The 15,877-nt window shown below is 56.7% G+C and carries 13 protein-coding genes and 1 tRNA gene; all 14 read right to left on the minus strand.

The window, feature by feature from the left end; all coding sequences use genetic code 11:
* Positions 1-178: 178 nt before the first annotated feature.
* The gene (locus C8D99_RS08530) at positions 179-1,468 is read right to left on the minus strand and encodes an amidohydrolase (RefSeq protein WP_133957721.1); all 1,290 of its coding nucleotides are present in this window, start codon (positions 1,466-1,468) and stop codon (positions 179-181) included.
* Between the two features lie 18 nt (positions 1,469-1,486).
* Positions 1,487-2,683 carry a M20 metallopeptidase family protein gene (locus C8D99_RS08535; protein WP_243833875.1) on the minus strand — a complete coding sequence of 399 codons (1,197 nt, stop codon included), beginning with the start codon at positions 2,681-2,683 and terminating at the stop codon, positions 1,487-1,489.
* Positions 2,684-3,043: 360 nt separating this feature from the next.
* Entirely contained in the window at positions 3,044-3,454 is a 411-nt protein-coding gene (speD, locus tag C8D99_RS08540; protein ID WP_133957722.1) for an adenosylmethionine decarboxylase, read from the minus strand.
* A gap of 395 nt (positions 3,455-3,849) precedes the next feature.
* A tRNA-Ala gene (locus tag C8D99_RS08545) sits at positions 3,850-3,925 on the minus strand.
* A gap of 75 nt (positions 3,926-4,000) precedes the next feature.
* The gene (gene tal / locus C8D99_RS08550) at positions 4,001-5,104 is read right to left on the minus strand and encodes a transaldolase (RefSeq protein WP_133957723.1); all 1,104 of its coding nucleotides are present in this window, start codon (positions 5,102-5,104) and stop codon (positions 4,001-4,003) included.
* A gap of 75 nt (positions 5,105-5,179) precedes the next feature.
* A complete protein-coding gene (locus C8D99_RS08555) occupies positions 5,180-5,629 on the minus strand; it encodes a hypothetical protein (protein ID WP_133957724.1) in 450 nt (149 codons plus the stop codon).
* Positions 5,626-7,182, minus strand: coding sequence for a Na+/H+ antiporter NhaC (gene nhaC, locus C8D99_RS08560; protein WP_133957725.1), 1,557 nt, complete (start codon positions 7,180-7,182; stop codon positions 5,626-5,628). The genes C8D99_RS08555 and nhaC overlap by 4 nt, the downstream gene beginning before the upstream one ends.
* Positions 7,183-7,341: 159 nt before the next feature.
* A complete protein-coding gene (locus tag C8D99_RS08565) occupies positions 7,342-8,196 on the minus strand; it encodes a peptidylprolyl isomerase (protein ID WP_133957726.1) in 855 nt (284 codons plus the stop codon).
* A 15-nt stretch (positions 8,197-8,211) separates the two neighbouring features.
* Complete coding sequence (locus C8D99_RS08570; protein WP_133957727.1) at positions 8,212-9,057, minus strand: SDH family Clp fold serine proteinase; 846 nt, start codon at positions 9,055-9,057, stop codon at positions 8,212-8,214.
* Between the two features lie 39 nt (positions 9,058-9,096).
* Positions 9,097-11,589 carry an ATP-dependent Clp protease ATP-binding subunit gene (locus C8D99_RS08575; RefSeq protein ID WP_133957728.1) on the minus strand — a complete coding sequence of 831 codons (2,493 nt, stop codon included), beginning with the start codon at positions 11,587-11,589 and terminating at the stop codon, positions 9,097-9,099.
* A gap of 47 nt (positions 11,590-11,636) precedes the next feature.
* Positions 11,637-12,116, minus strand: coding sequence for a CtsR family transcriptional regulator (locus C8D99_RS08580; RefSeq protein WP_133957729.1), 480 nt, complete (start codon positions 12,114-12,116; stop codon positions 11,637-11,639).
* Between the two features lie 105 nt (positions 12,117-12,221).
* Complete coding sequence (gene plsY / locus C8D99_RS08585; RefSeq protein WP_133957730.1) at positions 12,222-12,821, minus strand: glycerol-3-phosphate 1-O-acyltransferase PlsY; 600 nt, start codon at positions 12,819-12,821, stop codon at positions 12,222-12,224.
* Positions 12,818-14,563, minus strand: a complete 1,746-nt coding sequence (locus C8D99_RS08590; RefSeq protein WP_133957731.1) for an acetate--CoA ligase family protein — start codon at positions 14,561-14,563, stop codon at positions 12,818-12,820. The genes plsY and C8D99_RS08590 overlap by 4 nt, the downstream gene beginning before the upstream one ends.
* A gap of 121 nt (positions 14,564-14,684) precedes the next feature.
* Positions 14,685-15,764 carry a RelA/SpoT domain-containing protein gene (locus tag C8D99_RS08595; RefSeq protein ID WP_166670091.1) on the minus strand — a complete coding sequence of 360 codons (1,080 nt, stop codon included), beginning with the start codon at positions 15,762-15,764 and terminating at the stop codon, positions 14,685-14,687.
* Positions 15,765-15,877: the final 113 nt, after the last annotated feature.

Here is a 15,877-nt window from a genome sequence, read left to right on the forward strand (position 1 = left end):
GGGGACCTGTTTTCAAATCTGTCTAAAACAGCTCCGCAAAACCCTGGAAATTCAGGGTGCTATTTCAGATTTCAATTTATTTTGGACAGCAGTGACCTCCTTTGAAAAATTATGGAGCAGTCAGTTTTCCCCAGGATCCGTTGGTTTCTGTACTTCTCTCCCCACCTCCTTCCGGCTCTCATTTTCGGGCCGCCAGTGAAAAGGCCAGTTCCGCGAAAAGGGCGGGACCGTAGTCCAGCACTTTTTCATCGATGTCAAAATACTCGTTGTGGTGCCCGGCAGCTATGTCGGTGCCGAGGACGAAATACACCGCCTTTCCGCCCCGTTTCTGGACGGCCCTCATCATCCAGGATACATCCTCGCTGCCGCCGAGGCTGACGGAAGGAGCAATCCTGTCAATGCCTCCGATGGTCAGGGCCTTTTCCCCGACCATCCCCGCAAGCTCTTGGTCGCTCAGGGCATCCACAGCCTCTCCCATCTTGGCCATGGACATCTCCACACCATACATGGAGGCGGCTCCGGAAACGATCTCCATCGCCCTGTCGTACACATAGGAGTTCAGATCCATAGTCAGGCCGCGGGTTTCAACTTTCATAACAGCCCTGGAAGGAACGACGTTGCGGCCGCTCCCGGCCTGGAGAACTCCCACATTGATCCTGGTCGCTCCGTCCTTGTGGGGAGGAATCCCCGCCAGGGCAAGGGTTGCGGATGCTGCCGCAAGCAGGGCGTTCCGGCCTTCATTCGGAGCCCCTCCGGCATGGGCGGCCTTGCCCTTGTACGTCAGGTCGAACTTTGTGGTACAGAGAAAATCGCCGCACGCGGGAGAGACGCTCCCCGTGGGAACCCCCATCCCTACGTGGGCGCCGAGGAAAAAGTCCACATCATCAAGGAAGCCCTTCGCCGCGACGGCCTTTCCTCCCCGGACTCCCTCCTCCGCAGGCTGGAAGATGAGCTTGATCATTCCTGCGAGGGAATCTTTTTTATCCATGAGCAGTTCCGCAAGAGCAAGACCGATGACGGCATGGGCGTCATGGCCGCAGGAATGCATGGCATTATCGTTCATGGAGGCAAAACCTTCCCGGAAGGGACGGTGCTTTTCGTCCTGGGCCTCGGCCACATCCACGGCATCGATATCAAAACGGAACGCGAGAACCGGTCCCGGTTTTCCGGTGCGGAGCAAGGCCACCGCTCCAGTATAGCCGTCCATTTTTTTTATCCACCCGGGGTCAGCGCCCTGGGCAAGGGCCCGCTCAATGAAACCCGAGATCTCCCGGTCAGATGGGCGGCCCATGACGGAGTCCAGGTCCAGCACATTCCTGCCCACGAGAACCTCGTACCCGAGAGAGTCCAGTATGCCCGCTATTCGTGCCGTGGTCCAGAATTCCGTCCAGCCTGTTTCGGCGTGGGCATGGAATTCTCTTCTGAGATCAGTGTACTTCTGCAGTTTCTCTTCACCGAGTGCCGTCATGGAGATCACCTTTCCTTCTCAGTTCGCTGCCAGATAATCAAGGGCGCAGGCAACCAGAATTTCCACGCCGAGGGGAATGGCTTTCTCGTCGGGAAGGAACCTGTTGTTGTGCAGGGGAGCCATGTCCTCCTTCGCAACTTCCACGGGCCTGCATCCAAGCCACATGAACTGAGCCGGGATTTTTCGGCTGAAAAAGGAGAAATCCTCTCCGCCGAGAGCGGGCTTCTCAACCCGCACAATCTTCTCCTCACCGATTATTCCCGAGAGAGTGGACAGGGCTAGCCTCGTCAGGTCCGGATCGTTCATGAGAGGGGGGTATCCCTTCACATACTCCATTTCACAGTCTCCTCCCATTCCCCGGGCTACTCCGGCCGCGATGGACTCTATACGGGAGGGCATCTTTTCCTGGGTTTCGGGGCTGACCGTCCTGACCGTTCCCTCGAGGATGACTTCATCGGCGATGACGTTGTACCTGTTGCCTCCTCTGATGGTCCCGATGGACACCACGGCAGCATCAAGGGGGCTGACGTTTCTCGAAACAACAGTCTGGAGGGCAGTGATCACATGGGCGGCGATGGCGATGGCGTCCACGCCGTTTTCCGGCTCGGATCCGTGGGAGCCTTTTCCTCTCACGGTGAGAAAAAGCCGGTCGGAAGCCCCCATAAGGGGTCCTTCTTTCGTCCCCACCGTACCAGTTTCGAGGGAGGGCCATACATGCATGCCGAAGATCGCATCCACAGCCGGGTTTTCCAGAACTCCTCCGGAAATCATGCCGGGAGCGCCTCCCGTGGGGTTTGCTTCCTCCGCCGGCTGGAAGATGAACTTGACGGTCCCGCGGATACGGTCTTTCAGGTCGGAGAGGACAAGGGCGGCCCCGAGGAGCGCTGCTGTGTGGACATCATGGCCGCAGGCGTGCATTACGCCTTTTATGGTGGAGGCACAGGGATGACCGGTTTTTTCTTCCATGGGAAGGGCATCCATATCAGCCCTGAGCGCCACGCAGGGGCCATCCTCCGCCCCTCTGAGAATGCCTGCCACCCCGTTTCCGCCGATACCCTCGATGACTTCCATGCCGGTTTCCCGAAGAACCCCGGCCACGAGAGCGGCTGTTCCGCTTTCCTGGTTGCTGAGCTCAGGCTCCCGGTGTATCCGGCAGCGAAGATCCGTAATTTTATCCAAATAGCGGGCGATTACAGGTTTCAGTTCCTGATGCATGATGATTCCTCCGGAAAAATGATTTTCTGCTGCAGTCTCCCCCATCAAAAAAGGGAGAAAGAAAAGGGGTGCGGATCAAAGAGAATTGAAAGGCCCGCTCCAGGTACGCCGGGCTGCGATGGCTGCAGTTTAGGGCGTCGTGTGCTGCCGGTCAGTCGGAATAATACCTGATAAAGTAGCATAAGCACGGAGTATTTTCAACACTGGCACTTTCCCGCCACTGTCCAACGGGGAAAAAAGACATGTTGCCCTCATTCCGTTGTGCCGGGCAGGGCTCCTGTTTCGGAATGATCCGTTTTCTGTACCCTCTGAAAAAAGAAAAAACCCGGTAGAGAACATTTTCTCATCCGGGTTTTGCTCTCAGTTTCCGTTGCGCCTGAGCACTTCCTGCCACGTGACAAAGGAATGGTAATATTCCATATCCCCGTCGTCAAGGCCTCTCGTAATTTCGGTTATGTGGGTCTGCTTTGCGCCAATCTGTTCCAGAACGTAGTCCACTGCCACCTGGGGTTTGCTTTCTTCGCCGCACGTGTAAATATCCAGGGCCATATACCCCACTTCGGGCCAGGTATGGATGGAGAGATGGGATTCGCTGATAACCACGACGCCGCTCACGCCATCGGGAGGGAAACGGTGAAAGGATACCGACCAGACCTGGGTATTTGCCCTTCTCGCCGCTTCCACCAGAATCTCCTGCAGCCTGTCAACCTGCGAAATAACAGGTCCGCATCCTGAAGCCTCCACTATGAAATGAAACCCCTTCGGTGACATCTTTTTCCTCCTCTTCCAGGCAGAAATTGTTCTCAAGGGAAGAAAAAAGGCCGGCCGATAATCTCACCGGCCGGCCTGATCATCAAAATAATGGCGGCGGCCATGCCACCATTCTGCAGCTTTCCCGTTTCCGCCTGTTTTTCAAAATTCCGCAGAGGAGTTAACCTCCGCACTGCCACAATGAACAACCGTAGTCAAATTCCTGAGGAATTATATCATAAATGTACCGGGTTGGATGGTTCTGCTATGAACCCTCTTTCCGGTTCCACCCTGGGAAGCGCTGCCCTTCCTTCAGTCGGGGGAGTCCTCTTCTTCCGGTTTTGCATTGAAAAAGCCCGGCAATATGCCGGGCTTTTTCAATGCAAAACTTTATGGTTTACCTGTTTCTTTGTTCTTGGTGGAGCTAAGGGGATTCGAACCCCTGACCTCTTGAATGCCATTCAAGCGCTCTCCCAGCTGAGCTATAGCCCCTTACGCACAACGGGAGTATTATAAGGAGCCCCGCCGATTCTGTCAACCCGAGCAGATAAAAAAAGGAGAAAGAAATCAGCCTGACAGTGACTGTCCTTTTTTCTCGATCCCTTCCAGCAGAAGAATATAGGCTTTTTCAAAGGCATCCAGCCCCTCTTTGAGAAGCCTGCCGGTCACTTCATCGAGGGATATGCCGAGGGCTTTTAGCTCTCCGAGCCTGTGTTTCAGACCTTCCCTGTCCGACGAGACGGTCATCCCGACTGTGCCCGTGGCAAGAAAGGCCTCAAGAGTGGCGGGAGGGATTGTGTTGACCGTATGGGGGCCTATGAGGGAATCCACGTACAGGGTCGGCGAATATCCAGGATTCTTTGTGCCCGTGCTTGCCCAGAGAGGTCGCTGAACCTGGGCTCCCTTTTCTTCAAGAGAGCGCCACCGGAGGCCGGAAAAGAGGGTCTCGAAATCCATGTAGACTGCCCGTGCATTATCCACGGCAATTTTGCCGGCGAGGGACCCTCCGCAGTTTCCGGAAGCGAGGAGTTTGTCCACTGCCGTATCGACCCTGCTGACGAAAAGAGAGGCCACCGAGGCAATTCCTGAAACCGGTTTTCCCTCCGCTGACCGGTCTTCAAGGCCTGCTATGAACGCCTCCGCCACTTCCCCGTACTGTTCTCTCGAAAAAATGAGCGTTGCGTTCACGTTGATGCCCAGAGCGATGCAGCGGCGAATCGCCTTCATGCCCTCCGGAGTTGCCGGAATCTTGATCATGACGTTTTTCTTTTCCGTTAGCCGGGCGAGGGTCTGTGCTTCCGATACTGTCCCTTCCGCGTCGTGGGCTAGAAGAGGGCTGACTTCAAGGCTCACGAAACCATCCCTGCCGGCGCTTTCGTTGTAGACCGGGAGGAATCGGTCTGCCGCTTCCCGGACATCAGCCACGGTAAGGGAGGTATAGATTTCCTCCCTGTTCTTTCCCTGCCGGACCAGGGAAAGAATATCCCCGTCGTAATCGGAGGTCTTCCCGATGGCATTTTCAAATATGGAGGGATTGGTAGTCACTCCCCGAACACCGGCTTCGATCATTTCGTCCAGCTTTCCCGAACGAAGAAGCTCCCTGCTGAGGAAGTCGCACCAAATGCTCTGCCCGAGGGCAAGCGCCCCGAAAATCGAATTTTCCCTTGTCATGTTGAAAAAATCCTCTCCTCTTCAGAATTGAGGCTGAACCATCCCTAGGATGGTACCATCTTGCGAATTTGAGATTCAACGGTGCCCGGCACCCGTAGAAACTGGAAGATCCGGCCTGTATTCCTCAGCCGCCGCACGGAGATCAGCTTCGGTGGCATCCGGGAAGAAGGCCCTCCATCCCCTGTCCTTCATGGGGAACAGGACCCCGGTGCCTTTCGCTGCCGGCATGAGGATCATTTCTTCCATTTCGTTCCAGGGAAGAATGTCCGTTCTCCCTCTCCCCCAGAAAAGGGTCTGCCGGACAAATCCCCTGTCCGAAAGGGTGATTTTCTTGTCATATCCCGCCACGTAAACACAGGCGGACCCTACCAGAAGATAAGGCAAAAAGGCCGACAGGCCGCCGCCCCCTGAAAGGAAGCGGCGAAGCCCGTCGGACAGAAGAAAGAAACCGGTCAGCAGTCCTGCCCCTCTCATCCAGCGGGGAAAAGGAAGGCCGCTGCCCGAAAAGATCTTCGGATTGCTCACTCGGCGGCTGCCTCGCCGGAACCTTCCTTGTCAACCCAGGGTACTCCGATGCCAAGCCTGGTCATGAGCAGCGCCACGAGGGGGTTGAGATAGTTGAGGAAGGCATAGGGAAGATAGGAAAGGGTCGGCACGCCGAGAACGCCGCTGTTGTATGCTCCGCAGGTATTCCAGGGAACGAGGACCGAGGTGAGGGTTCCTGAATCCTCGAGGGTCCGGGAAAGAAGTTTCGGGTCCAGGCCTTTGCCGTCCTTTCGAAACTCTTCAAACGCAGGGCGGAACATTCTTCCCGGCATGACCAGGGCAAGGTACTGGTCTCCGAGGAACATGTTGGTGAACACGCAGGAGGAAATAACCGCCCCCACGAGACCGAAGACGGACTTCACCCTTTCCATGAGCCGCTCAAGGAGCACTTCGAGGAAGCCGCAGGTTTCCATGATACCTCCCAGCACAAGGGCTACCAGGATGAGGGCCACCGTCTCGAGCATGCCCGTCAGGCCGCCCCGGGCGAGAAGATCGTTCAGCATGGAGGCTACTTCTTTTACGGTTTCGAAGCTTTCCGGCTGGAAAACGACTGCCCCCTTGAGCAGTTCATTCACGGCGCCTATGTCGGCGGATTCAGCCACCTGACCGATAAGGCCCGGAGTATATCCGGAGTGGAGGGCCCCAAGCACATCGCCCAGGCCTACTCCCTGGAAGAGAGACATGCCTGCGGCGAGCAGCATTCCCGCAGTAATGCCCGGCAGGGCGGGAACTTTCAGCGCCGCCAGAACAAGGACCAGGAGGGGCGGAAGGAACCCGATCTTTGATATGGCGAATTCGGAGGACATCATCTGCTGGATGACGGATATCCTCGAGCTGTCGAGCTCAGCTCCGGAATAGCTTCCTCCCATATAGGCGGCTATTCCGGCCACGATAAGGAGAGTGGGCCCTGTGGTCCAGAGCATGGCCCGGATGTGGCTGAAAAGATCGCTTCCGGCCACAGCGGGGGCAAGGTTCGTCGTGTCGGACAGGGGAGACATCTTGTCGCCGAAATAAGCCCCGGAGATGACGAATCCAGCCGTAACCGGAGCAGGTACGCCAAGGCCGGCGCCTATCCCCATGAGGGCGATACCAACGGTGCCGCTGGTGCTCCAGGAGCTGCCCGTGGAGAGAGACACAATAGAGCAGATGAGAAGGGACGCAAGGAGGAAATACTGGGGAGACAGGAGGTTCAGTCCATAATAGATGAGGGTGGGAACGACTCCGCTCTGGATCCAGGCTCCGATGAGTCCACCGATGGTCATGAGGATCAGGACGGCCTGGAGGGCGACGGTGATGCCGTTGATCATGCCTTCCTCCACGTCCCGCCATTTCCTGCCGATGAAGAACACGCCCACAAGGGCGGTGAATACCGCGGCAATGAAAAGGGGCACATGGGCCGAGAGAGCCAGTCCGAAGGTGGCGCCTGACTCAAAATGGATGTCCAGGACTCCGTAGCTGATGATAAGGGCATCGATTACGAGAACAAAGAGGGCTTCGCCGAAGCGGGGTTTTCTTCCCCTTTCAATCTCCATACATATCCATCCTTTCCATATCCCTGAAATTTCGCCTCTATTCAGCCGGGCGTTTTTTCATTATAGAGAGAGATATTTCATCTGTCCATTAATTACATTGCCCGGGGGGAAAGAAAAAAGGGTGCAGCAGAAGCTGCACCCCCTGATAGAGCCCGAAAATTAACGTACCGGAAAACGGCCCAGGATATCCGGGCTTGAGACGACGGGAAACCGTTTGCCGAGAGAAGAGGCTTCTCCCGCGAGAACGGCCTTCTCAAGATCGGCGGTGATAAGCTTTTTCGCTTCACTGAAGGAAAGTGACCTGCCCTCCTGCCTTTCCAGAACTTCGAAAATGAAGAATCCGGCTCCTGCTTCCACGGGCCCGACGACAGTATTGAGCGGAGAGGAGAAAACGAGTCTGTCAAGGCTTTCCGCCAGGGTTCCCTCTTCTGCCCACCCGGCTTCACCTCCCGACACGGATGAGTCGGGATCCTCGCTGAAACGGCCTGCGACGGAAAAGAAATCCTCCCCGGAGAGAAGGGCAAGAAGGGCCGACCTGCCTTTTTCTCCGGACGTTATGAAAATATGCCTGATTCTGGCGCTGCTTTTACGGACATATTTTTCCCTGTTCTTTTCAAAATAGGCTTTCAGTTCTTTTTCCCCGAAGGCAAGGCGGGGCGCGAGAGAGGCGATATAGGCATTTGCCAGCAGGTTGATTTGATTCCACCGTATCTGGGCGGCAATTTTGGGGTCAAGATGGAGTCCCTTGAGAACAGCTCCCCTTGAAAAGAGAAGGGCCATGGATACCCTGCCGAGAAAACCGGCCCGCTCCTCTTTCGTCATTTCTTTAGCCGCCAGGGCGGCGAGGGCGTCGCTTCCTCCCAGTTCGAGGCCGAGAAGGTAGAGAATTTCATCGGTAGATACCTTTTCATCTCCGACCATGAGGGCGGTCTCTGCTGCCACGGTTGATGGAACTGCTGCCAGCAGAAGGAAAACGAGAATGGTACAGAATGCTTTCCGGATCTGCCGTTTCATTTTCGAACCTCCATGTCAGAATGCGTCCTTCCGGGAATGGGCGGAGGGACGGCCCGGATAGGGCACGGGTATGTACTGAACTGAAGGCCGTGCGGAAGCGGACTGGGGATAAAGGCTCATAAGGTTGCAGAAGGAGTCGTGATCGTTGGGAACCACCGGCAGTCCGAGAGTGGCCGCTTCGTCCACCGTGATCGGATAATCGTGGGTCCACCGCCCCTCGGTAAGAGTGGTTGCCAGTTCCATCCCCCTCTCCTCTCCAAGTCGGTCGGAAATAAGTTCATACACGAGATCCCGCGTCTGCCGGAGAGCTTTCCTGCTCACGTCGGCAAGGATGAGGGTTTCGTCGTCCACGTCGTTCACGGCCTTGATTTCCACTGCCTTCAGGATGGAGGCCGCGGGAAACTTGCCGATCTGGGGATCAACGGGGCCAAGGACTGCGTGCCTGTCCATGAGGATCTCGTCTGCCGCGAGGGCGATGAGGGTTCCTCCGGACATGGCATAATGCGGGACGACCACCGTCACTTTCGCCGGATGGCGCTTCAGTGCTCTTGCGATCTGTTCAGCGGCCAGGAGGAGTCCCCCGGGAGTATGAATGATGATGTCAATGGGCGTATCGTCGGACGTGAGCCGTATTGCCCTCAGTATTTCCTCCGAGTCTTCGATGTTGATGAAGTTCCTGGAAAACATGCCCCAGAAGCCCATGGTCTCCTGGCGGTGGATCAGGGTAATGATCCTTGTTCCCCGCCTTTTTTCACAGTTCCGGATCGCCGTCACCCTGCGCCACTGGACCAGCTGCTGCTTCAGCTGGGGAAAGACGATGAAAATGAGAAGAAAGTACAGCCAAAGAGATGATCCGTCCATTGGGAGCCTCCTTCCGCCCGAAGGGGAAAAGTTGAGATTCTACTTTGATACCGTTTCTGCAAGATCTGGCTTTCTTCCCGCGATGGAGCGGAAATTCACTTCCCCTTCGTCGAGAAATGCCTCGATGCTCTCTCCCTGGGTGCTTCCCTTTCCGAGCAGGAAGTCGGCCAGCCTGTCCTCAATGAGGGACTGAATGGTCCTCCGGAGAGGACGGGCCCCGTATTTCGGCTGGTATCCCCTGTCCAGGAGAAAGGACATGACTTCATCGCCAACGGACAGGACTATGCCCCTGGAGGAAAGCCTGGAGACCACTTCATCCACCATGATGGCCACTATGGACATCATGCTCTCCCTGTTCAGGGGGCGGAAGACGATCATTTCATCGAGTCGGTTGAGAAACTCCGGTCTGAAGATCCTGTTGACCTCGTCCATGATCGCCGCCTTGAGCTTGCTCCAGTCGAAGGGGTCCTTCTCGTCCCCCCCGGAAAAGCCGAGGGTGGACCCCCTGGCCGCCTCCCTCGCCCCCACGTTGCTGGTCATGAGAATCACCGTGTTCCGAAAATCGACCGTTCTGCCCTGACCGTCGGTCAGCCGTCCGTCTTCGAGAATCTGGAGCAGGATGTTGAAAATATCGGGATGGGCCTTTTCGATCTCGTCGAAGAGCACCACGGAGTAGGGTCTCCTGCGGACCGCTTCGGTGAGCTTGCCCCCCTCTTCGTAACCTACGTACCCGGGAGGGGCGCCGATAAGCTTGGACACTTCATGTTTTTCCATGAATTCACTCATGTCAAGACGGATCATGGTATCTTCAGCGCCGAAAAGAAACTCGGCAAGGCGCCTGGCGAGTTCCGTTTTTCCCACTCCGGTAGGGCCCAGCAGAAGGAAGCTGCCGATGGGCCTCCTGGGATCCTTCAGACCGCTCCTGGCGCGACGGATGGCCCTGGAGACGGAAACCACCGCTTCACTCTGGCCGATGAGCCGTTTTTCAATCTCCTCTTCCATGCGGAGAAGCCGTTCCGATTCCTCTCCGGTGAGCTGGAACACGGGAATCCCGGTCCACTCGGCCACCACGTCGGCGATGTCCTCGCCCGTTACCACAGGCTGGTAGGAGTTTCTGCGCGAGCGCCACTTCCTTCGTTCTTCCTCGAGATCCTCCGAAAGCTTCCGCTCATCGTCCCGAAGACGGGCAGCTTTTTCAAACTCCTGGGAATCCACTGCGGCTTCCTTTTCCCTCCTGATTTCCTCCAGCTTCTTCTCCATCTCCTTCAGGGAGTCAGGGGTCTCCATGGCGTTAATCCTCGCCCTGGCAGCCGCCTCGTCAATGAGGTCGATCCCCTTGTCCGGGAGATGGCGGTCAGTGATATAACGGGCTGAAAGCCGTGCCGCGGCCTCAAGGGCATCATCCTGGATCTTCGCCCTGTGGTGGGATTCGTACCGGTCGCGAAGTCCTTCCAGGATAAGAATTGAGTCGTCCACGCTCGGTTCATGGACATGAACCGGCTGAAACCGCCTCTCCAGGGCGGCGTCCTTTTCTATGTGTTTTCTGTATTCGTCCAGGGTGGTGGCACCGATGACCTGGAACTCCCCCCTGGAAAGACTGGGTTTGAGGATGTTTGCGGCATCCACGGCACCTTCCGCCCCGCCCGCGCCGACGATGGTGTGGATTTCATCTATGAAGAGAATGACATCCCTGGCGTCGGAAAGCTCCTTCACCAGTTTTCTCATTCGCTCCTCAAATTCCCCGCGGTATTTGGTTCCTGCGACGAGGTTTCCCATGTTGAGCTGCATGACCTTTTTGTCCCTGAGAATTTCCGGAATGTCCCCGTCGGCAATTTTCTGGGCAAGGCCTTCCACTATGGCCGTCTTGCCGACGCCCGGGTCTCCGATGAGAACGGGGTTGTTTTTCGTCCTCCTCGAGAGGATCTGGATTATTCTCCTGATCTCCTTGGTTCTCCCGATAACGGGATCGAGCTCGCCGTTCCTGCTTTTCTCGCTCAGGTCGAGGGCAAGCTGGTCGAGAGTGGGCGTCTTGGTCCGGCCCTTTTTCCGGCCCGTCTCGGCCGGCGGCTCCGCTCCCCGGTCTCCGTCACTGTCCGCTCCCCCGAGGAACCGCTGAACTTCCCTGACCAGCTGGGCGTGATCAACACCGATGGACTGGAGCATCTGCGCGGCCATTCCCTCGCCTTCGGCGAGGATACCAAGAAGAATGTGCTCCGTTCCGACATAATTGACGCCCATGTTCCGCGCTTCCCGTATAGAAAGGTCCAGCACCCTCTTTGCTCTCGGGCTGAGGGGCAGATCCACCGGCTTGAGGATGGGATGGGATTTGCCGACCGACTCCTCTATCCGGCGTTTCATCTCGTGAAGGTTGATCCCGAGAGATTCCAGGGCCTGCACAGCCACCCCTTCCCCTTCAGCAAGGATGCCGAGAAGGATATGCTCCGTGCCGATAACGTCATGCCCGAGGCGAAGAGCCTCCCTGTGGGCGAGCTGGACTACCTTCTTGCCTCTCTCAGTAAAAAACTGCCACATGATTCATCATCCTTTTTCTCTCCCGGTCAGGGAGTCTCTCCTTCGGCTCATGCCAGAGCCAGGCTCCGGAGCATTCTCTTCAGAAGCTCCGCCTGTATGGCGTTCCGTTTGTAGGGGGACACGTCGAATTCCGTGCTGCCGAGCTCGTCAGCGTGACGGAGGGCCACCTCGATCAGGATACGCTCCCGGGAATCGATCATTCCCCGCTCCTGGAGCGACGTGAGAAGCCGTTTCGCTTCCTGGTCGGTAATGGCATCCCCGACGATTTCTTCGATGTGGTTGATTTTTTCCTCCGGGATATCATAGCAGAGGCGGAAGATGCGAATGTAGCCGTGGCCCCCTCTCTGACTTTCCACGATATATCCCCGCTCAGGGGTGAAGCGGCTTCTGAGGACGTAATTGATCTGGCTGGGCACGCATCCGAAAATTTCCGCCAGCTCTTTTCTCCGGAGCGACACGGCCTGTTCGTCCATTTCGGCAAAAAGGTTGTTGATATAATTTTCGATGACTCTCGTCAGACTCGCCATGGCACTTCCCTCCAGACGTATTATTTCCCGATGATTATTCTACGCCATTGGTCAGCATTAGTCAACTTAATGGACTTCTGCCATGGCCTGCCCGAAACGGCACTCTTATTTTTTGAAGCTGCTTTCCTTTCCTTCAAAAAGACGGAGGATGTTCTCCCGGTGCCTGACGGTGGAAAGGACCGCCAGGGACGTGAGCAGAAGGAGGAAGGGCAGAGGGAACGAAAGAAGGGCTGCGATGACGGGAAGGCACCAGAGAGAAATGAGGGACGCAAGAGAAACATATCCCTTCAGTTTCAGCAGGGCGAACCAGATGATTCCTCCTGCAGGGGCCAGGAAAAAGGAGATGGGCGGATGGAGAAAAAACACGACGCCGTAGGTGGAAGCGACGCCCTTCCCGCCCCGGAAACCGAGCCACAGGGGGAAATTGTGACCGCAGACTCCTGAGAACCCGGTGAAGGCTATGGTCCAGGAATCATCCACGCCGGCGGCGCGGGCACACAGAATACCGACGGAGGCCTTGATCATATCTGCAAGGGTCACCGCCACCGCCCATTTTTTCCCCATGAGTCGTCCCACGTTGGTGGCACCCACGTTTCCTGAGCCGAAAGTCCGTATGTCCACTCCCTTGACCGCCCGGGCCGCAAGATAGCCGGTGGGGAAGGAGCCAGCGAGATACCCGAATATTATCCAGAACAGGGAGTTCATCTTTTCCTTCCTTTCTTTTCTATGAAGGCATCCACCACGAGGACGCCCTTTCTGTTGACAAACAGAGGGTTGACGTCGAGTCTCGCCACTTCCCTCTCGCAGAACGCCAGTCTCGAAAAGGCGGAGAGAGCCGAGGCAAAGGCTTCGATATCGAGACGTTCCCTTCTCCATCCTTCGAGCAGCAGGGGGTAGCCCCTTGATTCTCGGATCATTTTCAGGGCCTCTTCCCCGTCGAAAGGAGCCACCCGGATAACACCGTCAGGAAGAATTTCTGTATATACGCCGCTGATTCCCGTTTCCACCACGGGGCCGAAACGGGGATCCCGCCTGAATTCCATCCTCCATTCGGTTCCTCCCCTGATCATTTCCTGGACCAGCACTCCCCGGATTCTCGCCCGGGGATCGGCAACCCTCGCTTTTTCGAGGGTTCTGCCATAGGCGTTCCTCAGCTCTTCCCGGTCCTGCAGATTGAGGGCAACAACCCGCGCCTCAGTCTTATGAAGAATATTCGGCGACATGACCTTGAGGGCCACGGGGTAGCCGATTGCCTCGGCCGCTTCCGCGGCTTCCCTGAAGGAACGGCAGAGCCGCTCCCGGGCCACGGGTATTCCGAAGGCGCCAAGAAGGACTTTCGCATCATATTCCGTGGGACGGGGATGAATGGGGCATCTGGGCGGAGCCGACTTCTCCGCCTGGACGGGAAGTCGTGCTCCTCCGGCTGAGAAAGTACAGGCCAGAGCATCCAGGCATCTCCCTATACCCGGAATAAACGGGATTCCAGCTTTTGCCGCACCGCTCAGGAACTCTGCGCCTGGAAAGGAGAGAGCGGACGTCAGGAGGCAGGGGCGGCTGCCTTCCTGTACTGCTTCCCCAAAAGCCCGGATCGGGGGGAAAAGTTCGCCGTTCCTGACCACTTTCAGCACGGGAGCGGCACCGTCGTCCTCGTTGAAAAGCGGTATATTCCTCCTGGCGGCTTCATTTCGGACAAGCCGTGCCGTTTCTCCCTGGCCTGCTTCGAGAAAAATTCCCCGGTAAACATCATCACCTGCCGTCATGAAGGCGGCTGCTCCGTCCGCGATCCGGGAGGGTTCGTGAAGGGAAACAACGCCGAACTGGCGGAGTGCGGCTTTTTCCACCCGGTCCTCACCAGGTACGGGGTCAACTTCAAGCAGTCCCACGCATTTTCCCTGCCTGGCGGCGCCGGCGGCAAACTCGAGAAGTTCCCGGCCCCTGCGGAGCCTTTCAAGGATAAAGGCGAAAAAAAGGACCTTCGGATCGAGATCAAGAATGGCCCAGGCAGCATCCACGGGAGAGAGATCGCTCCTCTCCCCGAAGGAGAAGGCGTAGCGAAGGGGAATCGATCTCCCGTCCGATTCACGCACCGTTCTCTGGAAAAGATCCCTTCCCTCGGCGAGGAGAGCGGCCTTACCCCTGTCGTTTCCAGAAAGAAAAGGAGTGATCAGCCCTCCGCTCCCGGGGCCGATGATCTTTGAACCGGCCTTTTTTGCGAGATTCCGCATGGAAGCGGGAACATCCCTGGCCCATCCCCTCCCCAGCACAATAAAGGGTATTTTTCCCGCAATGCATTCCCCGAGGATTTCCCTGCCCCGGGGTCCGTCTTTTTCCCCGATAAGCACTGTCTGGGGAGAATCTTCGTTGTTCATGGAGGGAACCGGTTCGACACCGGGAAGAGCCAAAGAAAAGATCTCCCTGCCCTCCCCGGCCAGGAACGTCCTTCCCATTCCGGGCAGCCTGCCATTTCTCCGCAACCTCCACTCCCCCTTTTTCTCCGCAGGATATCAAAAAAGGGGAGAGCATGTTCGGCCCTCCCCCGGGAACGCAGACGCCGCTGATCGAGGAAAATCAGGATACTCCCTTGATCCTGTCGGAACCCTTCTTTATATTCAGCTCCACAAGGTCCTTCTGCTGCAGAATTTCCCATTTCAGGTTCAGAACGAGAAGGAAAAGAGCGGAATACCCGTCCACTTTCCAGGCGGACGCCTCTTTTTCAAAGGCCTTGAAAATAGTGGAAATCTGTTCTTCCCCACGGCCCTCCTCTTCCAGGGACCGGAGGAATTCGTCAAGGTCTTCCATGCTGTCCATTTCTGCAGCTCTCAGAATGTCCCAGAGGTAGGAAAGACTTGTCTCCAGGTACTCCTGGGAAGGAACAAAGGGTGGGAAGCCGGTTTCCACCGCCGCATCGGACCATCTTCGCAGCACATCGCCCCGTTCATCGAAGTACTGCTTCAGGGCAGCCCTGTCGAAAACCTTCCGCCGGAAGGGAGCCGGCTCGGGGGAAGACGGAACAGTAACAGGCATGGCCGATTCTCTGGCCGCTTCCAGGAGAGAGAGGAACCCTTCATCGGCTTCTTCGAGCAGAGCGCTGAGCCGAAGCAGTTTCCTCTGCATCTTTTTCTTCGTGGCCATATCGGTGGGCAGAGATACTTTCGGGGCATTCGCAGCCCAGGCTTCCTGGAGGACGGTGCGTATTTCGAGGGTGAACGGCAGATCCCTGTATTTCGCCCATTCTCTCAAAGCTGCCCGCTCCCTGTTCAGGGAGAGGACATAAGAGACGGCGGGATAGCCGTATCGTTCAGGTGAATCCAGGGTCGCAAGAGGAATCGAACGGGACATGTCCGCCAGGAATTCTTTCTGGACAATATCCTCCACTTTCGCCACATCATCGGGAAAACTGACGAGAATTTTCACCGTGCACAAGTCGGCGATGCCGGCCAGAACCGACTGCTCGCCCGTCGGGGGCGTCCCGGCGGTCCTGAGAAACTCCTCTGGGGTCTTCGCCCTTCCGAAGACGCTGTACACTTCGATGTTCTCTCCCTCGACGAGGTTCTGCAGAAGGTTGCTGATCCTCCCCGCGAACTCTTCATAGAGAGAGTACTTTTCCATGTACTTCCTTCCCCATTCGTCAGTTCTCGATCCGTTCATCGCTTCATCACCGCCCATAATTATAAAGTGCTGCGAGCCCACAAAAAAACCGGGGGTCAGCCGGTAAAAGCCCCAAGAAAGAACGAAAGGCTACCTGTGGGCCATTTCCCTGA

Source organism: Aminivibrio pyruvatiphilus (assembly GCF_004366815.1).
GTDB lineage: Bacteria > Synergistota > Synergistia > Synergistales > Aminobacteriaceae > Aminivibrio > Aminivibrio pyruvatiphilus.